Annotated in this window: 24 protein-coding genes; 9 read left to right on the top strand and 15 right to left on the bottom strand. The window is 53.5% G+C overall.

What is annotated here, in order from left to right:
* Position 1: 1 nt before the first annotated feature.
* The 3 genes from OMR58_RS10820 to OMR58_RS10830 are packed head-to-tail and all read right to left on the bottom strand — an operon-like array spanning position 2 to position 3,083.
* Positions 2 to 1,522 (bottom strand): sugar ABC transporter ATP-binding protein, encoded by a 1,521-nt coding sequence (locus OMR58_RS10820; protein WP_264545902.1) that lies wholly within the window; start codon positions 1,520 to 1,522, stop codon positions 2 to 4.
* Positions 1,522 to 2,130 (bottom strand): DUF2291 family protein, encoded by a 609-nt coding sequence (locus OMR58_RS10825; protein ID WP_264545903.1) that lies wholly within the window; start codon positions 2,128 to 2,130, stop codon positions 1,522 to 1,524. Before OMR58_RS10825 ends, OMR58_RS10820 begins: the two co-directional genes overlap by 1 nt.
* 14 nt (positions 2,131 to 2,144) lie before the next feature.
* Positions 2,145 to 3,083, bottom strand: a complete 939-nt coding sequence (locus OMR58_RS10830; RefSeq protein ID WP_105594285.1) for a D-ribose ABC transporter substrate-binding protein — start codon at positions 3,081 to 3,083, stop codon at positions 2,145 to 2,147.
* Between the two features lie 517 nt (positions 3,084 to 3,600).
* On the opposite strand from OMR58_RS10830, the gene OMR58_RS10835 reads away from it, so the two are divergent.
* Complete coding sequence (locus OMR58_RS10835; RefSeq protein ID WP_200560853.1) at positions 3,601 to 4,734, top strand: ABC transporter substrate-binding protein; 1,134 nt, start codon at positions 3,601 to 3,603, stop codon at positions 4,732 to 4,734.
* A gap of 402 nt (positions 4,735 to 5,136) precedes the next feature.
* On the opposite strand, the gene OMR58_RS10840 is transcribed toward OMR58_RS10835, so the two are convergent.
* The 4 genes from OMR58_RS10840 to OMR58_RS10855 all read right to left on the bottom strand — a co-directional run bounded on the left by OMR58_RS10840 (position 5,137) and on the right by OMR58_RS10855 (position 9,084).
* Positions 5,137 to 5,964, bottom strand: a complete 828-nt coding sequence (locus OMR58_RS10840; protein WP_264545904.1) for an alpha/beta fold hydrolase — start codon at positions 5,962 to 5,964, stop codon at positions 5,137 to 5,139.
* A gap of 99 nt (positions 5,965 to 6,063) precedes the next feature.
* Positions 6,064 to 6,813 (bottom strand): SDR family NAD(P)-dependent oxidoreductase, encoded by a 750-nt coding sequence (locus tag OMR58_RS10845; RefSeq protein ID WP_105594917.1) that lies wholly within the window; start codon positions 6,811 to 6,813, stop codon positions 6,064 to 6,066.
* Positions 6,814 to 7,274: 461 nt separating this feature from the next.
* Positions 7,275 to 7,823: a hypothetical protein gene (locus OMR58_RS10850; RefSeq protein WP_200560863.1), complete on the bottom strand. Its 549-nt coding sequence runs from the start codon at positions 7,821 to 7,823 to the stop codon at positions 7,275 to 7,277.
* 298 nt (positions 7,824 to 8,121) lie between these two features.
* On the bottom strand, positions 8,122 to 9,084 hold the full coding sequence (locus OMR58_RS10855; RefSeq protein ID WP_264545905.1) for a quinone oxidoreductase family protein: 963 nt from the start codon (positions 9,082 to 9,084) through the stop codon (positions 8,122 to 8,124).
* A 73-nt stretch (positions 9,085 to 9,157) separates the two neighbouring features.
* Here OMR58_RS10855 and OMR58_RS10860 point away from each other — a divergent pair, with 73 nt between their 5' ends.
* Positions 9,158 to 9,637, top strand: a complete 480-nt coding sequence (locus OMR58_RS10860) for a MarR family winged helix-turn-helix transcriptional regulator (RefSeq protein WP_264546050.1) — start codon at positions 9,158 to 9,160, stop codon at positions 9,635 to 9,637.
* A gap of 43 nt (positions 9,638 to 9,680) precedes the next feature.
* On the opposite strand, the gene OMR58_RS10865 is transcribed toward OMR58_RS10860, so the two are convergent.
* Both OMR58_RS10865 and OMR58_RS10875 read right to left on the bottom strand, forming a co-directional pair.
* Positions 9,681 to 10,922, bottom strand: coding sequence for a mechanosensitive ion channel domain-containing protein (locus OMR58_RS10865; protein WP_200560848.1), 1,242 nt, complete (start codon positions 10,920 to 10,922; stop codon positions 9,681 to 9,683).
* A 652-nt stretch (positions 10,923 to 11,574) separates the two neighbouring features.
* The gene (locus tag OMR58_RS10875) at positions 11,575 to 13,014 is read right to left on the bottom strand and encodes an aminotransferase-like domain-containing protein (RefSeq protein WP_370569895.1); all 1,440 of its coding nucleotides are present in this window, start codon (positions 13,012 to 13,014) and stop codon (positions 11,575 to 11,577) included.
* A 96-nt stretch (positions 13,015 to 13,110) separates the two neighbouring features.
* On the opposite strand from OMR58_RS10875, the gene OMR58_RS10880 reads away from it, so the two are divergent.
* Both OMR58_RS10880 and OMR58_RS10885 read left to right on the top strand, forming a co-directional pair.
* Positions 13,111 to 13,896 (top strand): arylamine N-acetyltransferase family protein, encoded by a 786-nt coding sequence (locus tag OMR58_RS10880; protein ID WP_200560845.1) that lies wholly within the window; start codon positions 13,111 to 13,113, stop codon positions 13,894 to 13,896.
* Between the two features lie 43 nt (positions 13,897 to 13,939).
* Positions 13,940 to 14,602 (top strand): HAD family hydrolase, encoded by a 663-nt coding sequence (locus OMR58_RS10885; protein ID WP_264545906.1) that lies wholly within the window; start codon positions 13,940 to 13,942, stop codon positions 14,600 to 14,602.
* Between the two features lie 98 nt (positions 14,603 to 14,700).
* Here the strand turns inward: OMR58_RS10885 and OMR58_RS10890 are convergent, their stop codons facing one another.
* A complete protein-coding gene (locus tag OMR58_RS10890; RefSeq protein ID WP_200560843.1) occupies positions 14,701 to 15,138 on the bottom strand; it encodes an NUDIX hydrolase in 438 nt (145 codons plus the stop codon).
* 248 nt (positions 15,139 to 15,386) lie between these two features.
* Here OMR58_RS10890 and OMR58_RS10895 point away from each other — a divergent pair, with 248 nt between their 5' ends.
* Positions 15,387 to 16,031 carry a Qnr family pentapeptide repeat protein gene (locus OMR58_RS10895; RefSeq protein WP_200560842.1) on the top strand — a complete coding sequence of 215 codons (645 nt, stop codon included), beginning with the start codon at positions 15,387 to 15,389 and terminating at the stop codon, positions 16,029 to 16,031.
* Positions 16,032 to 16,053: 22 nt separating this feature from the next.
* Here the strand turns inward: OMR58_RS10895 and OMR58_RS10900 are convergent, their stop codons facing one another.
* Positions 16,054 to 16,932, bottom strand: a complete 879-nt coding sequence (locus OMR58_RS10900) for a LysR family transcriptional regulator (RefSeq protein WP_264545907.1) — start codon at positions 16,930 to 16,932, stop codon at positions 16,054 to 16,056.
* A gap of 129 nt (positions 16,933 to 17,061) precedes the next feature.
* Here OMR58_RS10900 and gstA point away from each other — a divergent pair, with 129 nt between their 5' ends.
* Both gstA and OMR58_RS10910 read left to right on the top strand, forming a co-directional pair.
* A complete protein-coding gene (gene gstA / locus OMR58_RS10905) occupies positions 17,062 to 17,661 on the top strand; it encodes a glutathione transferase GstA (RefSeq protein ID WP_264545908.1) in 600 nt (199 codons plus the stop codon).
* Positions 17,662 to 17,834: 173 nt separating this feature from the next.
* Positions 17,835 to 19,013 carry an MFS transporter gene (locus tag OMR58_RS10910; RefSeq protein ID WP_264545909.1) on the top strand — a complete coding sequence of 393 codons (1,179 nt, stop codon included), beginning with the start codon at positions 17,835 to 17,837 and terminating at the stop codon, positions 19,011 to 19,013.
* A 21-nt stretch (positions 19,014 to 19,034) separates the two neighbouring features.
* On the opposite strand, the gene OMR58_RS10915 is transcribed toward OMR58_RS10910, so the two are convergent.
* Entirely contained in the window at positions 19,035 to 19,946 is a 912-nt protein-coding gene (locus tag OMR58_RS10915; protein ID WP_200544387.1) for a LysR family transcriptional regulator, read from the bottom strand.
* A gap of 254 nt (positions 19,947 to 20,200) precedes the next feature.
* Positions 20,201 to 21,106 (bottom strand): LysR family transcriptional regulator, encoded by a 906-nt coding sequence (locus OMR58_RS10920; RefSeq protein ID WP_264545910.1) that lies wholly within the window; start codon positions 21,104 to 21,106, stop codon positions 20,201 to 20,203.
* A gap of 99 nt (positions 21,107 to 21,205) precedes the next feature.
* Here OMR58_RS10920 and OMR58_RS10925 point away from each other — a divergent pair, with 99 nt between their 5' ends.
* Together OMR58_RS10925 and OMR58_RS10930 are read left to right on the top strand one after the other, a co-directional pair.
* Positions 21,206 to 21,595, top strand: a complete 390-nt coding sequence (locus tag OMR58_RS10925; protein ID WP_264545911.1) for a carboxymuconolactone decarboxylase family protein — start codon at positions 21,206 to 21,208, stop codon at positions 21,593 to 21,595.
* 192 nt (positions 21,596 to 21,787) lie between these two features.
* The gene (locus OMR58_RS10930; protein ID WP_234480287.1) at positions 21,788 to 22,903 is read left to right on the top strand and encodes an ABC transporter substrate-binding protein; all 1,116 of its coding nucleotides are present in this window, start codon (positions 21,788 to 21,790) and stop codon (positions 22,901 to 22,903) included.
* Between the two features lie 57 nt (positions 22,904 to 22,960).
* Here the strand turns inward: OMR58_RS10930 and OMR58_RS10935 are convergent, their stop codons facing one another.
* On the bottom strand, positions 22,961 to 24,952 hold the full coding sequence (locus tag OMR58_RS10935; RefSeq protein ID WP_264545912.1) for a TonB-dependent receptor family protein: 1,992 nt from the start codon (positions 24,950 to 24,952) through the stop codon (positions 22,961 to 22,963).
* 372 nt (positions 24,953 to 25,324) lie between these two features.
* Complete coding sequence (locus OMR58_RS10940) at positions 25,325 to 25,831, bottom strand: AAA family ATPase (RefSeq protein WP_264545913.1); 507 nt, start codon at positions 25,829 to 25,831, stop codon at positions 25,325 to 25,327.
* Positions 25,832 to 25,912 lie beyond the last annotated feature (81 nt).

The following is a 25,912-nucleotide window of genomic DNA, read 5'->3' on the forward strand; positions in this document are numbered from 1 at the left end:
GTTAAAACCCCTGTGCACTTGCTTTCACCAGCGCGGACTCTTCTGCCGCCGCGCGTGGAATATCGGCGGTCAGCTTGCCGCCTGACATCACCAGAATACGGTCGGAAACCGCCATAATTTCTTTCAGATCCGAGGTGGAAAACAGCACCGCGATCCCCTGCTCTGACAGCTTGACCATCATGCGGAACACGTCGGCCTTCGCCCCGATATCAATGCCCCGGCTGGGTTCATCCAGCAGCAGCAGGCGCGGGTTGGTCAGCAGCGAGCGGCCAATCACCACCTTCTGCTGGTTACCGCCGCTCAGCGCGTTGATCGCCACCTCCGGCGAGGAAATTTTGATCGACAGATTGCTGACCGTGCTGCTGACCACCGCTATCTCCTGTTTGTGAGAGATGGCAAAACGGTGCTCCAGACGCTGCCACAGGCTGGCAATCGTCAGGTTGCTGGCTACCGATGAGATGGGGAAAATGCCGGTGCGCTTGCGGTCTTCCGGCACCAGACTCATGCCCATACGGATGCGGTCGGCGGTCGACAGTCGCTGCGGCACCGGTTTGCTGTCCAGCCACAGCTTGCCAAGATACGAAGGCTGGGTGCCAAGCAGGCATTCGAACAGTTCGGTGCGCCCCGCGCCCATCAGGCCATAAATACCGACGATTTCCCCGGCGCGAACGCTGAATGAGACGTCGTTAACCACCGCGTTACCGGCAGGGCCGACGCAGGTGATGTTTTCCGCTTCCAGCACCGTCGCGCCGAACTGGCGATCGGGGGTCAGGAAGCTGCTGACCGGCTCGCTACCGAGCATTTCACGGACGATCCACGGCACGTCAATCTCGTTAACCTGCGCTTCCGCCTGGAAGCGGCCGTCGCGCAGGATGGTGATGGTGTCGCCAATCGCCATCAGCTCTTCCAGACGGTGCGAGATATAGATAATCGACACTCCCTGACGGGTCAGTTCGCGGATCACCCGGAACAGGATCTCAACCTCGGTTTTACTCAGTGCCGAGGTCGGCTCGTCGAGGATCAGAATGTCGGTGTTTTCCGCCAGCGCCTTGGCAATCTCCACCAGCTGCTGCTGCCCCACTTTCAGATTAGCGACCAGCTCGCGCGGCGAAATCGCCTGATCGAGCCGCTGCATCAGCTCGGCGGTGCGTGCCTCCTGCGCTTTTTCATCGATCGGCTGCACGCCTTTTTGCAGTTCGCGGCCAAGGAAAATATTTTCCGCCACCGACAGGTTTTCAAACAGGTTCAGCTCCTGATGCACCATGCCAATCCCCAGCTTCGATGCCGCGCGGGTGCTGCTGAGCTGCACCTGCTTGCCGTTGAGCCAGATCTCACCGCTGGTCGGCTGCTGCACCCCGGCGAGGATTTTCATCAGCGTGGATTTACCCGCGCCGTTCTCGCCGATAATGACGTTGACCTTGCCGCGCCAGACGCGGTAGTCGACGTTGTCCAGCGCCAGCGTGCCGGGAAACAGCATCGACACCGCGCGGGTTTGCAGAATAATCGGATCGGTGTGGCTCATTACGGCTGCTCCTGCTTGATGACCACGGCGACCGCATCCTCTATCCGCTGCGGTTGCAGGGTCACGGCCAGCGTCAGCTGAACGGGCTTGCCAACCCAGCTGCCGTCGATCTTCGGCAGTTGCTGAACGTTTTGCTGGTTCAGCGCTTTAGTCAGCCTGGCGAACTGTACCTGGTTGGTGAATTCTTCAAATTTAAAGCCGGCCGCATCCCGAATGGCGTTGCTGCGGATCACCGGCCCGATGGCGACCGGCACCGATTCGCCATTAATCGTCACCGTCAGCAGGCGTTCACGCTCGGCGGCGTCGCTGACCGCAGTAACCGTTCCGGCAGCGTGCACAAAGACGCTGCTGCTGGTCTCCGCTTTCAGCGCGGCGCTTTTATTCTTCATGTCATTCCAGGTGAGGGCGCGCTCCTGCGCCCCTTTCAGTACCCTGCTGTCCCAGTTCTCCTGCGCGATCTGCTGCGGGGTCTGACTGCTAAAGCTGGCTTTCGCTGCCGGATCCTTTGGCAGGATCGGCTGACCGTTTTCATCAAGGTCAACCACCGTACAGCCGCTGAGCAGCATACTGGCGCTCAGCAGAACGGCGAGCGGAAGTTTCGTCACCATCATCGGCTCCCGAATCAGTTAGAGAGATTAAAGGTTTTCAGCTTGCTGGCGTTGGCGTCGTCAATCAGCACGCAGTCCATCAGCTGCTTCTCTTCTTTCTGCGCTTTGCCGTTAGTCAGGTAGTAATCGGCCTGCTCAACGGCCATCTGCGCCTGCGCCCAGCCCGGTTGCAGCACCGTCGCTTTGATGTTGCCTTTATTGATAATGGAGTCGCGCACGTAGTCACTGCCGTCAAAGCCCACCACCACGACGTTGGTTTTTCCGGCGGCTTTCAGCGCGGCTTCCGCACCCAGCGCCATCGTGTCGTTACCGGAGATCACGCCAACGATATTGGGATTTTTTTGTAAAATGGTTTCCATGCGGCTGAAGGCTTCGGTCTGGCTCCAGTTGGCGCTCTGCTGAGCCACCATTTTCATATCCGGGTAGTCATCGAGGATGTCGTGATAGCCCTGTGAGCGCACCCCGGCGTTGGTGTCCGACTCTTTACCCAGCAGCTCAACGTATTCCCCTTTGCCGTTCAGCAGTTTGGCGAATTTTTCCGCCCCCAGCTGCGCGCCCTGATAGTTATTGGAAACAATCTGAGCCACCGCCACGCCGGATTTGTTGATTTCCCGGTCGATCAGGAAAGTAGGAATCCCGGCATCTTTCGCCTTCTGTACTGGCCCTACCGTCGCGTCCGCACCGGCGTTATCCAGCACAATCGCCTTTGCCTTGCGGCCAATGGCGGTTTCAATCAGCTGATTCTGCTTGCTGACGTCATCATCGTGCGATGCCACCAGCGTGGTGTAGCCCAGCGCCTTCGCTTTTTGCGATGCGCCGTCGGCTTCGGCTTTGAAGAATGGATTATCGTGGGACGGGGTGATGATGACGATCAACCCTTTATCCGCCGCGAAAGAGGCTGATGAGAGGGTCATGGCAGAAAGCAACAGTCCGGTAAGCAGGGTACGTTTCATCTTTTTTTATCTCCGCTGTGAATAATTATTCGAGCATGATTTATTATTCAAACACTATTATTTATTGCGCCTTTTTTGTCCAAACAATCCGTACGGAAAAGCGAGCGGGATCACAATCTGCGTATAAATTTATTACTCGTCAGTAAGTTTATTTAAATTTACGCTTACATTTCAATGCAATGACAAAACTAACGGAAGATAGCCGATGTGGTTTGATGGGGTTCTTCGTCGCTCGCACTGGGCAAAGGCTCCCCAGAGGGTTGCAGGTACCCCATGAGGGCAGAAAGCCGCGGATGCGGACAAGCATGCAGGAGCCGGATATCGGGTAACGGATGCGAAATGCAGATGCCAGATCCCGAATTCGGGATTCCGGATGCACCTGAAGACGAACACGAAGATGAAGGGGCTGGACTGGTAAAAGTGTGAATTTTTTATAAAAAAGTTACAAAGTTTAGGTGCGGTTTAGATAAAAATGAGAATAATTATCATCACCTTATTATTCCGAGTCTTTCCGAATATGAAAACTGTTCCGGCTTTGAAGCTTTCCGCTCTCCTTGTTACCACCCTTCCCGCCCTGGCTTTCGCCACAACCTATCCACTGACCGTAACCGATATGGACGGCCAGAAAGTGGTGATCAAGCAGGAGCCGCAGCGCATTATTTTGCAGGACGGCCGCGAGATCCTCAGCCTGGCTCTGCTTGACCGCGATAATCCGTTCAAGCGCGTGGTTTCCTGGAACAACCTGATGAAGAAGCAGGACACCGGCAGCTGGAATATGCTGAAAAGCCGCTGGCCACAGGCGGATAAAATCCTGGATATGGGCTTCTCTGACCAGGGCGAAGTGAATCTGGAAACGGTGATCGCTAAGCATCCGGATCTGATGATTGCCCAGCTGCGCGCGAAGCCGTCGCTCCAGCAGACCGGCGTGCTGAAGCAGCTGGCGGCGCTGAATATTCCGGTGCTGTTTGTGGACGTTGAACTGCACCCGGTGCAGAACACCGCCGCCAGCGTGACGCTGCTCGGCAAGGTGCTGAATCAGGAAGACAACGCCAAAGCCTATACCGATTTTTATCAGCAGAAGCTGACTGCCATTCAAAATAAGGTGAAGGATATTTCACCGAAGCCCCTGGTGTTCGTTGAGCCGATTGCCGGTATCGGCGGCGGCGGCGATGCCTGCTGCTTTACCCACGGCCGTAACGGCTGGGGCGCACTGGTTGAAGCGACGGGCGCACGCAATATCGGCTCCGAGCTGCTGCCGGGCACCAGCGGTAACGTGGCGGTGGAGAAGGTGATTTCGATGAATCCTGATTACTATGTGATGAGCGGTTCAAAGCGCGGTGGCAAAGCCAGTACGGTGATCCCGCTGGGTTACAATACCAGCGTTGAGGAGATCAAAGAGAGTTTTGATCGCCTGCGTAATCGTAACGGGGTGAAGGATATTCCGGCGGTGAAGGCGGGCAAGGTCGCGGCGGTTTACCATCACTTCTACAATCATCCGTACAATATTATCGGTATTGAGATGCTGGCGAAGGATTTCTATCCGCAGCAGTTTAAGGATATGAATCCGACGGCAGATTACCACCAGATTATCCAGAAGTTCACCAAGCTGCCGGATGAGCCGATTAATATTGAGTATCATCCGGCTGAGTGATTGTCCGTAGGTCGCTGTTAGGTCAGTGTTCGCGGGCGACCGTAGCGGGCAGATCGCCGGGTCGCCGTGAACCCGGTCCCTGGGGGCTTGGCTGCCGCATCCGTGCGGCAGACACCCGGCTAACCTGTCCCGTTACGGTCTCCCTTTTGAATCCTTGCGTTGCTGCCAAAATAAATGGTTTCAGGCAGCACCACCAATGCATGCAGGCAATCGGGGCTGGACGGATAAGCGGACCGTCCGAGCACATGGATGTGCGAGGTCGAGCGTACAGGGATGTGACTGCGGGTCCGCGTTCCGACCAGCCCCGATAAGCCAGGCACAAAGTCTGATACGACTGAATCCAGTATTCGGATGCAATCCATTACCACCTCATTATTTAATGAGGTGGTAAACACAGCTTCACTACGACTGAATAAACGCCAGCAGATCGTTATTAAGTTGATGTTGATGCGTTGCCGCAAGCCCGTGCGATGCGCCAGGATATATCTTCAGTTCAGCATCAGGAATAATATCAGCCGATAAGAGGCCGGAGTGGCTAATTGGAACGATCTGATCGTCATCACCATGAATAACCAGCGCCGGAACGGTGATTTTTCTCAAATCCTCCGTATAGTCAACTTCAGAGAACTCCCTGATGCAGGCATACTGCCCGACAATTGAACCGGCCATTCCCTGATTCCAGAAGCTCAGACGCAGACCTTCGTTGATCTCCACGCCCTCGCGATTCATGCCAAAGAAAGGTATCGCCAGATTAAGATAAAAATCTGAGCGGTTGTCGAATACCCCCTTACGGATACCATCAAATACCGAAATATCCGTGCCTTCAGGCCACTGCTCGGTAGATATCATAATCGGCGGTACGGCACCAATCAGCACCACTTTCGCCACGCGGCCGGTTCCGTGGCGGCCAATATAGTGAGCCACTTCACCGCCGCCGGTTGAGTGACCAATCAGAACCGCATTTTGAATGTCCAGTTCATTAATCACGGCGGCCAGGTCGTCGGCGTAAGTGTCCATATCATTGCCAAAAGCTGGCTGATCGGAGCGGCCATGTCCACGACGGTCGTGAGCGATAACCCGGTAACCCTGCTGCAAAAGATAAAGCATCTGCCCATCCCAGGCGTCTGAACTCAGTGGCCATCCGTGCGAGAAAATAACCGGCTGAGCATTTTTGTCGCCCCAGTCTTTATAAAAGATGCGCGTTTTGTCAGAGGTAGTAATAAAGCTCATTTTTATTTCTCCATAATGATGTGCAGGCGATCCCATCGGCACGTATTTAAAATCGTGCCGTGGTGGCTTTAAATTTAAAGGTGTGGGTCTGACCGTGAATTAAATCTGCGCTAATCCACCATCAACGTAAATTTCCGCCGCGTTGATGAAACTCGCATCGTCAGAGGCCAAAAATGCCACCGTTTTACCGATCTCTTCCGGCTCGCCTAAACGGCCCAGCGGCACGCCCTCTGCCAGCGCATCGAACAGTCCCTGACGATGTTCTTCAGGAACCAGACCGCCCAGACCAGGCGTACGGATTGGGCCCGGGCTGACCACGTTGACGCGAATACCACGATCCTTCAGGTCAAGTGCCCAGGAACGGACCAGGCTGCGGACGGCGGCTTTACTTGCGCTGTAGACGCTGAAGCTGGCGGTGCCTTTCGCTGCTGCCGTTGAACCGGTAAGAATGATGGAGGCCCCTTTAGCCATTAACGGCAGCGCTTTCTGTACGGTGAACAGCACACCGCGCACGTTGGTGCCAAAAATACGGTCGAAGTGCTCTTCGGTAATGGCACCCAGAGGCATCATGTCGCCGCCACCCGCATTGGCGAACAGCACGTCAAGCCTGCCGGATTCGCTCAAGATAGTAGAGAACACGGTATCGAGGTCGCTCAGAACAGAAGCATCTGCCCGGATTCCTTTGGCCGACGGTCCGATTAACGCTACCGCAGCATCCAGTTCTTCCTGACGACGGCCGGTGATGTAAACGGTGGCACCCTGCGCTGCCAGTTCCTGTGCTGATGCCAGGCCAATACCAGAACTGCCGCCGGTCACTAACGCAATTTTGTCTGAAAGTTTTTTACTCATGATGTCGTTCCTTAAATTAAGTATGGATAGGTTTATTGGGTCATCTGTCGTTGGCGACGACGTTTGTTGTCGCGATGAGAGAAGCATATCCGCGTGCGATAATTTTCAAAATAGAATGGTTTGCAACTCATCATTGCAAATTTGAAACAATGGATTCGCGAGTTTCTAAGGGATAGCAATGTTGACGAGTCAAGCAGAGGAAGAGGTTTTGCTGACAAGCAATACGGGGCGAGCATCTGCGCTGCTACGGGCAGCCAGCTACAATGCGGTATGCGGTATGCGGTATGCGGTGTGCGGTGTGCGGTGTGCGGTGTGCGGTGTGCGGTGTGCGGTGTGCGGTGTGCGGTGTGCGGTGTGCGGCTACCCATTTTCTGCCAGCCGCACCGGAGAGCTAAATGAAATACGCTGCTGCCGCATTTTTCGCGGCAGGTTTGGATATGATATTTATTGCGGTATGAGCATCACAAACACGGACCCGTGGCACATCCGTACATCATAAACAGCGGGAACAGTGGCAACAGCGGTATCAGGGCGATGGTACCGAAGGTGCTTAGCGTTTGGGTTTTGTCGTTGATGGCGACCACGACCGGTCTGTCTAGCCGGTAAGGGGCAGCCAGTTCCGGCGCGTGGGAGGAGGACCAAAATCCTTTAGCTTTAAACAGGACGCCCAGGCGATCGTTATCAATGGGAACCGCCTTATATTGATTGACCAGCACGTCACGTTGCCCGGCGTCCAGCTTGCGGTTATCCATCACCACCAGGTACTCCGCCGTCACCTCATGCTCTTTAACCAAAAAGTTAACTCTGACGCCGGAAGCCTGCTGATTGAAACGTTCGTAAAATGTCTTGTAACGCTGATATTCCTGCGGCGTGCCATCACGAACAAAACGATAACCGTATTTTGCCGAGCTGGCGATAACACCGGACTGGGTCGGTTTAACCGCCACAATGGTATCGGTTGGCGGCAGGTTTGGCTTACTGGTGCAGGCGGTTATCAGCATTACCGCCATCCATACCGCATAAACCCGGCTAATCTGTCCCATCACTGTCTCCCTTTCAGATCATTATGTTGCTGGCAGAAAAGATACCGTTATTGATGCAGCAACATCAATGCTTAAAGCAATCGGGGCTGGCCGGAAAAGCGGACCGTCCGAGCACAGGGACGTGCGAGGCCGAGCGGACAGGGAAGTGCGAGGCCGAGCGGACAGGGAAGTGACAGCGGGTCCGTGTTCCGGCCAGCCCCGATACGCCAGGCGCGGAAACTGAAGCGCCTGACTCAGTCCGGATGTCAGACCTTATTCCGACCGATCAACGCCATTTCCTGTCAGGATCGTTGCAGGGGATGAGAACGGTCCGACAGCGGCTGTCGTCTTCGGCCCAGGCTTCTCCCACCTCATCCAGAGGACGTTGTATAAACGGAACAGACAAGCCACTGGTGGATACTGCCTGAAAAAGCTCACCTATCGCGGCAATCAATTCTGCATCTGAAACGCTACCCAACCCGCTCCCCATCAGCGTCAAGCCTGATGAACGCAGCAATTTACTGTGCAGGTTAATTTCCTGGCCGCTAAGTGAGCCAATCTGAACGAAGCGCACGGTTTTTGCGCCACCGGCAACGGCCGCCGTCATAATATCCAGTGCACTTTGACCCCAGAGATAATCAAGAACAACGTCAATTCCCTCAGCCATTAAGGCGGGTAATTCAGATGGCAGGGAGTCCAGCGTTAACACAACATCCGCGCCCTCTTCACGTAATTTGTTCAGAACATCTTTATTTCGCCCCGTTGCAATAATTTTCCCGGCCCCCAGGCAGCGAGCGATGTGGACGGCCAGACCGCCCGACGTGCCGGTTGCGCCATTGATCAGAACCGTTTCGCCCTGTTGTAAAATTGCCCGGCGCGTTAACGCAGCCCAGGATGACATCCCGGGGTTTGCAATCGCCGCGGCAAGTACGGGGTCCAGTCCTGCGGGTAAGTGCACAACATTGTCCAGTGAAACCCGCGTTTTCTCCGCCATGCTTCCCCAGGGAGCGTTAAATGACAGGAAGTACACCGGATCGCCGTTGCTGAGGTAACCGGTCCCGTCAATCCCGGGAATGAAGGGAGCAGAGGTCATCGAGCTGTAATGCTTTCCAGCCGCGCGTGATTTTGCCAACTGGCTAATCGCGGCGGCTGTGACGGTAATAACGGCCTGACGATCGCTGGCCTGGGGATCGGGATACTCACCGTACACCGGCTTTTCGCCCTGCTGGTTGATAATCGCTGCTTTCATTTGAATGTTCACCTGTCGCCAATATGATTTATGTGTATAATGCACACATTAAATTCAACCAAAGTCGGCGTCAATAAAAAGCGTGCAAAATACACATAATACTCAGAGTTTTTCCGATCTGCATGATGCATTACTCACCCTTGTTGGCGTGTTTAATCGCCCGCAACGTGATGAATTAATGATTAAAGCGTCGACAATTAATCTCGATCGCGCACTGTTTCCTCTTTTGGTTCAAATCAGCCGGTTTGGTCCTATCGGTGTCGTCGAACTGGCAGACAGAGTGGGCCGCGATTACACCACGGTCAGCCGTCAGGTCACAAAGCTTGAAGAAGCGGGCCTGGCACAGCGGCAGAAGAACGCGAAAGATAAGAGGATTAATGAAGCCGTTATCACTGCAGTGGGTAAAGCGATGACAGATAAGATTGACGCGGCGCGAGAAGAAATTTACCAGAAAGTTTTCCAGCAATGGCAACCGGAAGACCGTGTACAGCTTGAACGCCTGCTTAAACAGTTCGTTATTGATTTTTCTTCGTTGGATGAAATTGAGAAATAAGAAGAGTGTCCGGGCCTGCCTGACATGCAGGCCCGCAGGAGATTTATCGCGCGCTATCCCGGCCGCTTCTTTCCTGTGATAGCCGCCAGAAATCGTGCCCCGCCGGATACTGGTACAGACGCAGGGAGAATTTCCCGGCCACCGCAGTGATATATTCGAAGATCTCTGACTGCGTATTTTCGTAATCCATCCAATAAATCGACGAGGTAAAGCAATATATTTCCAGCGGCATGCCGGACGGTGACGGCTTCAGCGTTCTCACCACAATGTACATGTCTTTAATAATGTCCGGCCGTTCGGCGAGATAGGCCATCAGGTAGTGGCGGAACAGCGTTAAATTAGTCAGTCCGTTATCAATAAACCAGCTGTCGGCCACTCCTCCAGGATCACGGCCATCAAGCAGTTTCGCCAGCGGCTCATTGACTCCGCGAACAGACAACATCGGCGCCAGCATCTCCTGAGAGAGGAAGTTAACCGAGTGCTGATCGATGCTGGTACTGCGCATTATCCGCCGCGCGCCGGAAGAAAACATCGCCTGCCAGTTGGTGTAGGTCTCGGTGAGGAAGTTTTTGGTCGGGATACGTGAGATTGTATTATCCCAGTTGCGGATGGTGATGGTGTGCAGCGCAATATCGGTGACCTCCCCGCTGAGATTCTTGTCGGGCATCTCAATCCAGTCGCCCAGCTGCAGGACGTCATTCGAAGAGAGCTGGACGTTGGCGACCAGCGACAGCAGAGTATGCTGAAACACTAACATCAGCACCGCAGCCACGGCACCGAGGCTGGAAATAATAATGGCGGGTGATTTATTCGACATCACCGCAAGAATCATAATTGCGGCAATAACGTGAATTAAAATCTTCCCTATCTGGATATAGCCCTTAATAGAATGATTTTTACGTTTGCTTTTGCGGACGTAAGAGCTGTTGACGATATCCAGCATTTCATTGAAGAAGATCGACAGGAAAATAAAAAACAAAATGCCGCAGAAGGTATTAATCGCCGTCACCAGCGATGGCGGCATATTCGGCATAAACTGCAGAACGTAATAGACGATAATCACCGGCATAAAGTTCGACAGCTTCTCGGCGATGCGGCGGTCTTTTTCCAGCGGCACATCCTGCTTGTGGCTGGCAAAGAAGACTCTTCGCACCACTTTGATCAGCAGGAATTTGCACAAAATGTGGGTAAACATGCCGGAAACAATCAGCAAAATAATGTTAAAACCCACGGCGAGCGCCGGATTCCCTTCCATAAACTTAAATAAATAGTCCAGATATGCCATCTTTTATCGCCTGAATATGTATGCCATTTGTATCTGCTACAGCCTGCGGCTATATACAAAAATTTAACCAAACGACATCATGACATGTCAGGGACATTCAAGTCCACGCCTTAGAATTATAATAGACTAGTACAGTCTATCTTGGTCAAATTACAGTTTTCACCGTGCCATTGTAGGTGTTCAGAAAGGAAATCATTGACTCTAACCAGGAAAAATCCGATTGAAATTATATTGTTAAATTACCTCCTCAGAGCAACCTGCATCGCGTTATGCTGGTGCATTAATGAGTGAAAAATACTGCAGTACAAAAACCGTTAGTGAGTGAAAAACCAAAACCAAATCCCAAAACCGATCATGCCAATACCCAGCAGGGCATTACCTATAACATGAGGAAGAAACGATCGGTCTTTTCGATAATGGATCACAAAGGGTGCCATTTTCCTGTACTCTTTGAATATCCCTTTTTTATACGACCTGTAGCTGTCAATCACAGCATATATTCCAAGGATGACAGAAACGCATAAAATAAACATTTTTATTCACAAGTCCTTTGATGAATGGGTAACAGCATATCCTGATAAATCAATCACCACCAGCAACACTAAAGAGTGTCAGTTAGATTTAGAACGTAAGATTATGATCATAAAAAGACTCACCTTACCGCCTCCCCCACCAACTGATAACAGAGCGCACCTATCTGATCCACGGCATTCAGCAGATGCGGCGTCGGTTCGTTGGCGCAGTTCAATCGCAGAAAGTTCTGAAGTTCCGCACCAGGGGAAAACAGCGGACCGGGGCTGACGCCGATGCCCAGCGCCAGCGCGCGGCGATGCACTTCCAGCGCGTTGACCAACCTGGGAAGTTCTACCCATAAGAGAAAACCGGCGGCGGGGATGATGACCTGCGTACCCGCCGGAAAGCTGGATCTGACCCGCGCGATTACCGCCTGCACTCCCTTTGCAATTCGGGTTTTCAGGCGGCGCAGATGGCGCTCGTAGTCACCGCTCGCCAGGATCTCGCTGGTTGCGGCTTCCAGTAGCGGCGCACCGGCCCACTCCCCGGCCATCCGCGCCTGCATCACCTGCGGGTGGTAGCGCCCGGCGGCAATCCAGCCGATTCGCCAGCCGGGAGCCAGGGTCTTAGACAATGAACTGCAGTAAATCACATTACCGCTGTGGTCGAACGCCTTACAGGCCGGAGGGCGCTGTTCTTCACCCACCAGATCGCCGTAAACATCGTCCTCTATAAGCGGAATGCCAGCGCGTTCCATCAGCGCAACCAGCGCCTGCTTTTTCGCTACCGTCATACTGGCACCGAGCGGATTTTGCACCGTCGGCGAGGCCAGTACCGCCACCGGGCGATGGCGCTGAATGGCATCTTCCAGCGGCGCCAGTAGCAGCCCCTCGGCAGGATCGGTAGGAATTTGCAGCGCCTTCAGGCCGAGATCTTCCAGCAGCAAAAGCGTACCGAAGTAGGCGGGCTGCTCAATCGCCACGACGTCGCCAGGCTTGCTCACGGCGCGTAAAGCCAGGCGCAGCGCCTGGGTTGCACCGGCAGCGATCACCAGATCGTCCGCGCTAAAGCGGGCTCCCCACTTTGCGGCACGCGTGGCAATATTATTGCGCAGATCGGCCCTGCCCGGCGGCAGGCTGTAGCTTTGGCCGTGCGCATCCAGCCGACGACTGGCTGCATGAAGCGCGCGCTGAAGCGTCGCCCCGGGTAGCCAGGCCGGATCGGGCAGCGCCGCGCCAAGCGGCACCAGCCGCGTTTCAGCACTACTGAACAACGAACGGGCAACGGCGGACATGGTCACCGGAACGGGGCCGGTTGATGGAGCGAAGGAGTGCTTGCTGCGGGCTGCATTTACCTGACTGACAAAATATCCCGAGCGCGGGCGGGCAACAATCAGCCCTTTGGCCTCCAAGCAGCGAAGCGCTTCGAGCGCGGTGGGCAGACTGACCTGTTCGCGCTCCGCCAGTTTACGTGCGGAGATCATCCGATCGCCCGGCCGCAGGGCACCTGAAGCCAGGGTCTGGCGCAGCATTTCAGCGATTCGACGATAGTGTGGAGTAGAAAGTGACGGGGCGGACATAGCGATCTGTACAGTCTGATTTTCGATAAATCTGACTATACAGGCAATGCGTTGCACCATCTATAGTCTCAACCACACACATGTCAGGGAGGCATTATGCACAGTAACAACTTTGATCTATCTACCTATTTACGCCGAATCAACTACACCGGCCCGACAGCCGCCAGCGCCGAAACGCTGCGGGCAATCATGCGCCATCAGCTTTTTGCGGTGCCGTTTGAGAATCTGGATGTGCAGGCGGGCAGGATTGTTTCACTGGTTCCGGAAGAGATAACCGAAAAACTCATGCAGCGGGACCGCGGCGGCTACTGCTATGAGGTCAACGGGCTGTTTGCCATGGCGCTGGAAGCACTGGGAATTCCTTACCGTTTCGTCGCCGCGCGTCCGATGTTTTACCCTGTACGTCGGCCGAAAACCCATATGGCCGTGGTGGCTGAAGTCGATGGCCGTCAGTGGCTTTGCGACCTGGGTTTCGGCAGCTACGGTATCCGCGCGCCAGTGGCGCTGGACGATCTTGATAGCGATATTTCTCAGGACTTCGACACCTTCCGGCTGTCCCGTGATGCTAAAGGCGAGTATCTGCTACAGGCGAAGGTCGAGGGCGAATGGTGCAATCAATACGGCTTCGATCTGACCCCGCAGGAGTGGATTGATTTCGCCCCGGCCAACTACCTTAATTCCACGCATCCTGATGCCATTTTTGTGCAAAAGCTGGTAATCGTGCAGCACCTCCCCGAAGGACGCGTGATTCTGCTGGGTAATATGCTGAAAACGGTTACCGCTAATGGCGTTGAAAAGAGGCAGCTGACGGATGATGAGATGTCCAGCCTGCTGAAAACCAGAGAATGGTCGGGTTTGATGAGCGCGGTTTTTAGTGAATAATCTCGCAGCATTGATGTTTCACTCCTGTAATTGAGATAACACAATGTACAAATATTGTCTTTTTGACTTCGACGGCACGCTTGCCGATTCATCAGAATGCTCGGTGATTGCCACCCGTGGCGCTTTCGAATCCTTCGGCCTGTCCGCTCCTTCAGCCGAGCAGATCGTCCATTTTATGGGAATACCTATTGAGATTTCATTCCGTGAAATGGGTGCGGCACACTTTAGCGAAGAACAATTTTCCCAGTTGCTTAGCCGATTCCGTGAAATCTATCGGGAAGCGGGTGACACACACATCACTGCTTTTCCGGGGGCAGTGGCGTTTCTTCAGCAGCTAAAAGCGGCAGGCAAGAAGACGGCGATTATCACCAGTAAGAAGACCGACGTGGCGCAGCGTAATGCTCAGAGTATTGGCCTGGCGGAGTATATCGATCTGTTTATTGGTTCCGACTCTGTTGAGCACTATAAACCACACCCTCAGGGTATTGAGGTCGCGCTCCAGTCGTTCGGGGCGGAATCGCCAGGGAAAGATAACGCCATCATGATCGGCGATGCAACAACCGATATTATGATGGGAAAATCGGCAGGCGTGTCGACTTGTGCGGTGACGTGGGGTGCGCACAGCCGGGAACAGCTGCTCGCCTCTCAGGCCGATTATCTGGTCGATGACTTCCCAGCGATGCTGGGTATTTTCAAGGCAGAATAACGCCATTCTGTTGTGACAACGCCATACGCAAAAGATCGCTATACGGTTAAGCCGCTTTCGAAAGCTTAACCGTATCTTGGCAATGTGTTCGATCCCTGTCACCAGCCGTATTCGGAATAACGTTCACCGTCTTCAACGGCGGCAATGGCCTGCCGGACATAGGGGATAGTTTCTTCTGGCAGATCCGATCTTTTTTTCCAGGCTATTTCTGCATGCTTGTCGGGTTCCGCAAGACAGGGAATACCACTCCATTCCCGACAAATAAAATAGTGCCCTATCCATGAGCGGTTTTCAGTCCATACGTGCATGGTATGCGCCAGCGTCAGTTCTGAAGGCACGGCATCAACGCCGGTTTCTTCTTTTAATTCTCTGATCGCTGCGGCGCAAAGGGTTTCACCCTGCTCCAGACCACCTGCGGGTAAACTGAAGCAACCATCCATCCAACCAGTATGGCCTCTACGCAGCATGCAGATTTCATCCCCCTTAAGAAGCAGGACGAAGACGGCTATCGATAGGTTATATCTGTCACGACTCATTTCGCTGTTACTCCGTTATCAACAACACTGAATATATATACAGTATAAAGGCGCACAAAAATCTTCTCAACGGAAACCCTCAGTCACCTCACGCAGCCAAGGTGATGGTTAAGCAGGCGGTTTCTTGAATGACATTTCCATTTTGACGTTTGTGCGATCTCCGGCCCTGAACCCGTCGGGGCGGTTTCCTTGCCCTTGCAGCCCGATTAGAATGCGCTGAACAACTGTGCAGATAAACAGGCTTTTAAATGGCATTGATACTGAACAATGAAAAGATTGTTGCGGGCAGATTCACCGGCGAAAAGATTGAGAACGCGTCCTTTCTGAACTGTGATTTCTCCGGTGCCGATCTGACCGGTACCGTCTTCACCGGCTGTATTTTTTATAACAAAGAGACGCAGCAGGGCGCGAACTTCCGCCGCGCAATCCTCAAGGATGCCAGCTTTAAAAGCTGTGATTTAACCATGGCCGATTTCAGAAATGCCAGCGCGCTGGGCATTGAAATTCGCGATTGTCGGTTACAAGGCGCGGACTTTCGTGAAACCAGCTTTATGAACATGATCACCACCCGCAGCTGGTTTTGCAGCGCGATCATCACCGGCAGCAACCTCAGCTATGCCAATCTCTCGAAAACCATACTTGAAAAATGTGAACTGAAAGACAACCGCTGGCTCGGCGTGGTCGCGCGCGGTGCCACGTTCAGTGGCTCAGACCTGTCCGGCGGCGAATTTGCCTCATTTGACTGGGCAAGCGTCAACGTTACCCACTGCGATTTAAGCGGTGCCGAACTGGGCGATCTTGACCTGCGCGGGATGAATCTTGAAGGCGTGACGCTCGACAGCGTGCAGGCGCTGGTGCTGCTGGACAGGATGGGGATTACGGTTAACCGCTAGGTACAGTGCCCTGCAAGGCACATCAGCGGCCGTTTTTTTTCAGTCCTGCAAGTAGCGCCTGCGTTGCCCGGGAAGACCTGCCTGCCGAGGAGCACACCAGAGCGAACTCACGGTAAATGGTCGGCGTCAGCGGCAGCATACGCAGCCCTCGCCGATCTTCAGGCAGTGCTGATTCGGGTACAATCGCCACGCCCATGCCTTCACGCACCAGCATGCAGGCGCTGATCCAGTCGCGCACGGTTACCCTTACATCGGCCAGGTGCAGCCCGGCCAGCTCCACCAGGCTTTTTCCATTCACCGTACACCCGCCGGTTGCCAGAATGAAAGGCTGAGTGGCCAGCTCATCAAGCGTGATTCCTCCGGTAGTTGCGCGCCGGGCAAGCGCATGGCCTGCAGGCAGCACGGCAACCCACTCATCACGCCCCAGCACCACCTCCGCCCGGCCGGGCTCGGGATTAAGCACCACTCCCAGCTCTACAGTATCTGCGGCCAGCCATTCCTCAACTTCCTCATCGCTACCTTCCAGCGCGACCAGATCGATCCCCGGATGCAGGCGGTGAAAGTCACGCAGCAGTGTCGGTAGCAGCGTTGAAATGACCGAGGGAAAACTGCCAAGCCGGATGCATCCATGGCTTAAGCCCTTACTGTCGTTGGCCAGATCGCGGATCGCGTCCAGTTCCGCGATCATGTTACGCGCATGGGCGATTACCTGCTCGCCCAGCGCGGTGACGGAGAAATGCCGCCTTTCACGAATAAACACCTGGAATCCCAGCGAAGCTTCCAGCTGAGCAATCGCCTGGCTGGCACCGGATTGAGTTATGCCAACGCGTTCCGCGGCACGCGAGATGCTGCTGGCCTCAGCCGCAGCGACCAGCAGACGCCAGTGGAGGAGATTCATCATGATGAACAGTAGCTCAGCTAATGCTTATTGATTTAAAGATTAATTTTACAGAAACACTCGCGATAAACATAGTGCCCACAGCGCGTTACGACAGGCGCATCGCTGATTGTTAATACTCCAGGAGCCATCATGAAACTCTATTACGCCCCCAATACCTGTTCGCTGTCACCGCATATTGTTCTGCGCGAGCTTGGCCTGCCGTTCGAACTGGTCAAAGTAGACAATAAAACTAAAAAGACCGAGGACGGACGTGATTTTCTCGCCATCAATCCCAAGGGTTATGTAGCTGCGCTGGAGCTTACAGAAGGTCAGATTCTGACCGAGGGGCCGGTTATTGTGCAGTATCTGGCCGAACTGAAGCCGGAGTGCGGGCTGGTGCCAACGGCAGGAAGCTGGGAGCGGCTGCGTTTGCAGGAGTGGCTGAATTTTATCACTAGTGAAATCCACGCCGGGTCTGCGCCGTTGTTTAACACCACGTTGCCCGAGGAAGCCCGGTCGGCTATTTGCGAAAAACTGTTCCGGCGGTTTGATTTCCTCCAGCAGGTCCTTTCAGGGAGCGACTATCTGGCCGGGAATACTTTTAGCGTTGCCGATGCCTATCTGTTTACCGTATTGCGCTGGTGCAGGTTCTTCGCCATCGATCTTAAACGCTGGTCCGCGCTGTCGACTTATATGACGCACATCGAGTCACGACCAGCGGTAAAGGCAGCCCTGCTTGCTGAATTATAATTATTTTATTGAAGAATCTATGTCACCATAGATACGCCTGAACCCGTATTTCCGCCCTGATTAAACTCAGCGATGATACACATTCCAGAAAGTTAAGCGGGAAATAATGCTTCAAGGTTATTTCTCGCTATTTAACTTTCAGATTTCATCTGCGATTTTTCCAGGGGTTTTTCATGCAAAATAAAAGCGCGCTGCTTTTACTGGCGCTGTCTGTGGCTGTTTTTGGCGTTATCACCACCGAAATCGCCATCATCGGCCTACTGCCAAAACTGGTAACTCAGTTACACGTCACGCCGACTCAGGTGGGATTTTTGGTCAGTATCTATGCCATCATCGTGGCCTTAACCGGACCTTTCATCACCCTGATGCTCTCCGGCTTGAATAAGAAAACGGTGTTGCTGAGCATTCTTGTCGTCTTTATCGTGTCGAACCTGATCTATGCCAGCACCGACGTGTTCAGCCTGATGCTGGTGTTTCGCATATTGCCGGCGCTGGCTCATGCCGTCTTCTTTGCCGTGGCGCTGGTCGTGGCTGCTAATGCCGTACCGAAGGAAAAAGCGGCGGGCGCGACAGCCAAAGTCTTTGCGGGCGTGGCGATCGGGCTGGTGCTCGGAGTGCCACTCAGTTCTCTGATTGCCGATCATTTTTCTTTATCAGCAGCCTTTTATTTTGGTGCCGCCGCCTGCGTTCTGGCCTTTATCGGCGTTTTATTCCTGATGCCGTCAATGCCAGCCCGAGAAAAGGTGTCGTTCTCCAGCCAGCTTTCCGTACTGCGTAAAGGCAAACTGTGGCTGACCATATCCACAGTCACATTAATTTTTGCCGCAATGTTTTCCAGTTTCAGCTACATCGCGGATTATCTGTCCCGCGTCACGCACCTGAACAATAACGCCATCAGTGCCATGCTGATCCTGTTTGGCGTCTGCGGTTTTGCCGGTAATTTTGTGTTCAGCGGCTTCCTGCAGAAGAACGTCGTCAAAACGACTGTCTTTTACCCACTGCTTTTCACGGTGCTTCTGTTACTGGTGTGGTTTGTAGGCTTTTCACCGTTACTGATGTGCCTGCTGACCGTGTTCTGGGGTGCGTTCCACTCCTCAGGCCTGGTTGTCAGCCAGACCTGGCTGATGCGTGAAGCCAGCGAAGCACCTGAATTTGCTAACAGTCTTTATATGTCGTTTTCCAACCTGGGAATTACGCTCGGCTCCCTGACGGGTGGCTGGTTCATCGCCCGACTCGGTACACATTCGGTCGTTCTGAGCAGTGTGATTTTCGCGCTACTGGCATTCGTCAGCATTCTGATCAAGCACAGTTCTGACGCTCAATCCGCACCGTTATGTAAAGAGACGATCTGAGGCAACCGCATCGCCGGGAAATCAGTCCAGCAAGCCATCCTCTGCGGCCTTTACCAGCGTGTCCACGACATAGCGGATTTTAGGTAACAGCTGACGGTTTTTAGGCCACAGCGCGCTGATGGGCATTTCGCCACCGGAATGCCCAATCAGTACCTCTTTGAGAGCCCCTGATTCCAGATGTTTGCTAACCAGCCACAGTGGTAATTGTGAAAGCCCGCAGCCAGCGAGCGTCGCCATTAAAATGGCATCGCCGTCAGCAAACTCGTGTGTTGCGGGCGGGGTGTAACGTGAAATCTGGCCCTCTTTTTCTTTAAGTAGCCATGAGATGGGCTGATTGCGGCGAAACCCCACAACGCACTGGTGCTGGTTCAGTTCCTCAGATAAAAGGGGCTCACCGTGAGACAGTAAATAGTCAGGCGAGGCGCAAATAACCAATTTCTGCGTGGTCAGTCTTCTGGCAACCAGTCCACTGCTGTCGGCAAGCTCACCAATTCGAATGACGAGGTCAATACCATCCTCGATGAGATCGACAAAGCGTTCGCTGAACGTGACAGTCAAGGCCAGTTGGGGATAGCGCTGTGTGATTTCTAACAGCACAGGCAAAATACGCTGTCTGCCAAACGCAGCGGGCAGATCGATCCGAAGTCGGCCAGAAGGCTGGACAATATGCGAGGTCAGTTCGGCCTCTGCCTGTTCAAGAATATCTATCGCATTCTGGCAGCTTGCCAGAAACCGCTCGCCATCGGGAGTCAGGCTAAGACGCCGTGTGGATCGCTGAAAGAGTTTAAGCCCGAGTCTGGCCTCCAGGCGACCAACACTTTTACCCACGGCTGATTTTGTCAGCCCGAGTTTCTCCGCTGCTGCGGTAAAACTGCCCTGACGGGCGGTGGTGACAAAGGCGGTAATGCCACCCAGATGATCGGTATTTCGCATCCTGTATATTCCATTCAATGGTTCACGAACAAATCCGCAATGTGAGATATCACACGCCGAGTCATTCCGGTAATGACAACAAAGATACTCATTATTATGGCGTGTAATTGTTGAATCTAAGTCCGCACAGAGACGAATAAAACCCACTTATCCGCCCGACATAAATAACATTGGTGAATTCAGGGATACAGGATGCTGATTCAGGCACTGTTTCACATCAACATATTGCACGGGCTGGTACTGATTTATCCGGGCTATCCCGCCAGGCAAAGCGATTCTCGAAACTGCTGCAGTAAAAAATCGACGTACAGACGGATTTTTGGCAGCTGTCGCCTATCGGCAAAAGTAACAATATGCACCGGTTTGGCGACAGGCTGGTACTCGCTTAATAGCGGAACTAATCTACCCTCTCGCACATCATCGGCTATCAGCACTTCTGGCTGCATCATAATTCCCAGGCCGTTAAGTGCCGCGCTGCGCAAGGCCTCGCCGCTATTCACCGACATTACGATATTCACCGGAACCCTGATTGACTTGTTTCCTTGATGAAGTGTCCATTCACTGCCTGCAAGGGGATGAGCAAAACCCAGGCAGCGATGTCGGCTAAGCTCTTCAGGCGTTGCAGGTGTCCCCGCTTCATGCAGATAATCGGGCGAAGCGCATACGATCGACCGATAGGACGCCAGCGGGCGCGCGACCAGCGAGTTCAGGTTTTCCAGATCGCCGATTTTTATCATCACGTCGATGCTTTCCTCGGCCATGTCGATGGCCTTATCGCTCAGCACCAAATCAAGGGTCAGTTCTGGCCAGCGGGTCAGAAAGCGTGCCGTAACGGGCGAAAGTGCATGAACGCCAAAAGAGACAGGACAGGCGACTCTCAGTTTTCCACGGGGGTCTTGCTGCTGAACCTGAGCAAGTGACTCCGTCTCTTCGATGTCGGCCAGAATGCGGCGGCAACGCTGATAATATTCCTGGCCGAAGTCCGTCAGGCTCTGGCGGCGCGTTGTGCGGTTAAGTAAGCGAACGCCAAGATGTGACTCCAGCGCTTTAATATGCAGCCCGATCATCGTTCCACTCAGACGCATATCGTCCGCCACCGCACTGAAACTCCCCCGCTCAACCACTCGAACGAATACCGCCATACTTTCCAGTTTATTCACGATTATCAAACCAAACTTGTGAAAGATACAAATATACTGCCGTTTATCAATTTTTGTCAGTGAGTTTTAATGGCACTTCACTTGATGAAGGAGCTTAAAATGATTTCAAATCCAGAACTTCGCGAACGCGGTTTAGCCTTATTTAATCAACTGTATGGTAACGGTGCGGGAGAAGCGTTACGCCAGGATATGGCGGATATTTGCCCCGACTTTACCGATATCTCTATCGAATGGGCGATGGGTGGAATCCTTGCCCGGCCGGGTCTGGATGCTAAAACGCGCGAACTGGTGGTGATTGCTTCCTGCGTTACGCTTGGGCACACGGTTCCGCAGCTGCGGGCGCATGCCCAGGCCGCGCTAAATGCCGGAGCAAGCCGCCAAGAGATTATTGAAACCGTGCTCCAGCTGGTTTTTTACGCCGGAGGTGCAGCAGTGCGTAACGCGCTGGTAAATATTCGCGACATTTTGAATGGGGTGGAACAGAGCTAGGCGAAAATACCTCGTCAGCATCATGCTGATGAGGTGAGTAAAATCAGCCGAGTACAATACATGGCAGCGGGTCCGCGTTCCGGCCGGCCCCGATACGCCGGGAGTGGAAGCTGAAGCTGAAGTGACTGAACCGCATCATACAAACTGCTATTATGTTGAGCAAATTCAGGCCGTAACAAGGGAAACCAATAATTGAACTACATCAGGCTGTTGTTGTTAAATTTAGTGCTATGGCCCCTTCACGGCTGGTCGGCCGCCGTTGAAGTCATCGATATTGCCGGAAGGCACGTTACCGTTAATGCACCGGTTTCGCGAGTGATACTGGCCGACAGCCGTATGCTACTGCCAATGAGCTTACTGCACCCTGGAGATCCCCTAAAAGGCATCGTCGCCTGGGATGATTCACTGAAAACTCGCGCGCCGGATATGGCGCGCTACTTTGCACGCAGCGCGCCAAAGCTGTCGGCTATTCCAACATTTATCAATCCCTATCGCAGCACATTCAGCGTCGAAAATGCCAGTGCACTACAGCCTGACCTTGTCGTGTTTGATATTGGCATTCTTCCCAGGCTACAGAATGAAGGTACTCTGGCGCTGCTGGAAAAAATGGGCATTCCAGCGATTTTCATCGACTTTCGCCAGCAGCCATTAACCAACACGCCTTTAAGTCTGCGCCTGCTCGGGCAGGTGACCGGTGAACAGCAGAACGCCGACAGATTTCTCAACCTTTGGCAAAGTCTGCTGGAACGGACAGCGCAGCGAGTCGCGGCAATACCACAATCACAGTGGCCGGGCGTGGTGTTTGAAAATCATGCCGGGATGACCGGCGACGGCTGCTGTGCCGTGTTCGGGCGTGAAAGCTTTGGTCAGTTTATTCCGGTAGCAGGCGGACGAAACCTGATGGCCGATAAAGTCCCACCGCAGGGCGGAGACATCAGCGCGGAACTGCTGATCGTTGCGCGCCCGGATGTTTATCTGATGAGTGGAGCGGACTGGAGCCAGCGCGGCGGCACGTCGCAGGCCGTGGCGCTAGGCTATGAAGCGACGCGAGCCAGTGCTCTGCCCCGCTTACAATCGCTCATGCAGCGGCAGGGAGTTAGCGTGTTGTCAGCAGATAAATCAATGCGGATCATGGCGATCTATCATCAGTTTTACGATAGTCCGTTTAATGTGATTGCGCTGGAAGCCATGGCCAAACTTTTCCATCCTCAGGCCTTCGCCGATGTCGATCCACAGGCCGATCTCGCCACTGCCTATCGGGAATACGTTGGCCTTCCCTATAGCGGTTTGTTCTTCTTACAGCCATAAAAAAAAGCCAGTTCACTACGAACTGGCTTCCTCAAGCTGGCGTTATTTTACCGTTAATCAGAACTTCAGGCTAAGTCCGGCAGTAACGGAACGACCCGGTGCAGGCTGGCGTCCCCACGGGCTGGTGTCGATACCGCGGAACCAGTAGTCGCGGTTGAACAGGTTATTAACGCCAACATAACCGTTAAGCAGCGTATCGTTAGATTTGTATAGGTCGCGGCTGACCTGTGCATTCCATACCCAGTAGGAAGGGAGTTGCCCAACTGAACCGGCACTGTTTTCTTCACGTGTATTGGCCGCATCAGAATACGATTTACTGAAGTAATAGCCCGCCAGCGAGAAAGTGGTGCCACGCCAGTCATAGCTACCGTCCAGGGTGACCTGAGTGCGTGAAGCATAAGGCACGTCTTTCCCGGCATTCAGACCATTACGTTGCTCAGCCTGCAAGTATGCATAACCGGCGTGCAGTTTAAGATCTTCAACCGCTTCCGGGCTCCAGAACCCTTCCAGCTCCACGCCCTGGTGACGTGTGCGGCCAATGTTCAGGTAGCTGTCGCTGACGCTGTCGTAAGAAATCTGATCTTTATAGTCGATGCGATACAACCCGGCCTGAAGACTGACATTTTTCGTCGGCGTATAGCGCACGCCGCTCTCATAGTTCCACGCCAGTTCGGAACTGACATCGCCCCCCTTCACGATCTGCGTAACCTGTGCCGGGCGCAGACTCTTTTGCATATCGGCATACAGGAACCACGTAGGGGTCAGCTGGTAGCCGACCGTCAAGCCTGGCAGCCACTGATCGTCCGGAGAAGAGAAGTGCTGACCGCTATTTTTATCGGTGTATTTCTCATTCACATGCTCAAAACGCATTCCCGGGGTGATGGTCAGTGCGTCGTCAAACAGTTTTATGGCGTTGCTGATATACCCTGCCCAGGCCCGGTCATCAAAGCTCCAGTCACGAGTGATTGCCGTGGTGCCGGTCGCCAGCGTTTTCTGACGCACCTGATAATCCACTTCTTCACTGACAAAGCGCCCGCCGATGATCCACTGCTGGTTCACGCTGTTGCCATTGATGTCCATGCTCAGGCGTGGTTCCGTGCCCCAGACTTTGAAGCTGCGTGGTGAGTTCTGCACAATGTCGGCAGGTAGCGATGGATTCCAGCTTTGACCAGCGACTTTGCTCATTCCAACGTGGAAATCACGTTTGGATTCATGGCCAAAGAACATCCAGTTAAATTCTGCCTGGTCGATGAATCCAAGGGAACCCAGCTGTTGGTTATAGACTGCACTGTAGCGTTTTGTGTGGCCATCATAGTTATCCCACGGACGGGTATTCTGCCGACGATCGCGGCGATAGTCGTCCGCGGTTAGCGCACCGGCAAGGTCGGCATGAGCATCGTAATACTGATAGGAGAGGTTAAGCGTCGTATCTTCATTGATATTCCACAGGCCGCGCACGCGCAGGTTCTGCACTTCGCTGGCGCTGTCAGCGCGGAATGAGTTCCCTTTTACCTGGTTCGCTTCCACCTGCAGGCCGAAATCATCATTCAGCATGCCGCCGGTACGCAGGTAGGTATCCCAGAGGTTTCGGCCTTTCCCATAGAAGGTTGCGCGCTCGGCGATTTCATTTTCCCACTTCAGTGGAATGGGCTTGCTGATCAGGTTGATGACGCCCCCCACGTTGTTCGGGCCGTACTGTACCGCCGCTCCGCCACGCACCACATCAATTCTATCGATGGTAGCGAAGCTGACCGGGAACAGCGACATGCCTTCCTGACCATACGGAGCCAGTACCAGCGGAATACCATCCTCCAGCAGCTGGGCCCGACCGCTGCGACTGTCGTAAAGACCACGTACGGAAATCTGCGGAAGAATGCCAGTACCGGTCTCATCCTGAATTTTCACCCCGGGAAGGCGCTGTAGCGCATCGTCCAGCGTACGGTTAGCCCCTTTTTGCAACTGATCGTGACTAATGACCGTTCGGCTTCCGGCCCAGGTTTTCACCTCTTCGGCCCGCGAATCTCCAAGAATATTGCCTGAAACGGTCATCGTTTCTTCCGCGGCCCAGGCCATGTTACTGGCCAGAATGAATGTTAAAGCAGTAGCTATTTTTGTGCGTTTCATTGTTCGCTCGGAATATTTCTAGCAATTAGTAATGAGTTTGATAGACATTACCATTATCAATGAAAGCGAAATAGCCAACGGCGGAAAGTAAATTTTTGTCAAGTCACTTAAAAGTCAGGTTTTTCCTTTATTCAAAATGGTCCGAACGGCTGGAGAGCAGGCCAGGCAACGGATGGGATAAAACTCAGATTGTTATTCAAATAAAATGAATATCTTGGTGAAATATATTAACAATGAGAAAGATCCCACCCTGTGCCAGCCAATAAAACATATCAAGCAGGGGCAAAGGAGAAGGACTTAACGGTATTCAATCACCTCGAAACCTTCATCCACTCCGGGTTCGGCGAAATAGCGGGTGATTAATTCAAACTGTGCATCCGTCGCCGCAAAATCGTGTGAACCTTCCGCATTACGAGCACGCAAACGCGCTTTGCATACCTCATCAGAAACCTTCAGATAGTGCAGCCGATTATCTGCACCGGATGTCTCAACAATGCTCATCATCCAGTCGCGATTCGCCCGGGTATTTGCCGGAAAATCCAGCACCACCGAAACGCCGCCCTGAAGTAAGGAAACCAGGTGCGGTTTCATCGCCTCTTTGAGCTTCGCGGCGCAGCGCACATAGTCGGCGACGGAATGCATTTCACCGGCATAAAGTGCAGCAAGCCAGCGATCTTCACTGATGATCATAGTACCGGGAGAGGCGGATAGTTTGTCAGCCAGCGTAGATTTACCGGAGGCGATTTTTCCACACAGCAGGTGGAGCGTGGCTTTTTCTGTCTTTGCTGGCGTATTGCTATTCATAACTGACCTCACTGGTTGATGACCGGTAAGGCCCGCCTTACCGGCGGGAAAATGACGTGTGTTATCCCACCTAAGTCAAAC

Origin of the sequence: Erwinia sp. INIA01 (assembly GCF_025947915.1) — a bacterium.
GTDB lineage: Bacteria > Pseudomonadota > Gammaproteobacteria > Enterobacterales > Enterobacteriaceae > Erwinia > Erwinia coffeiphila.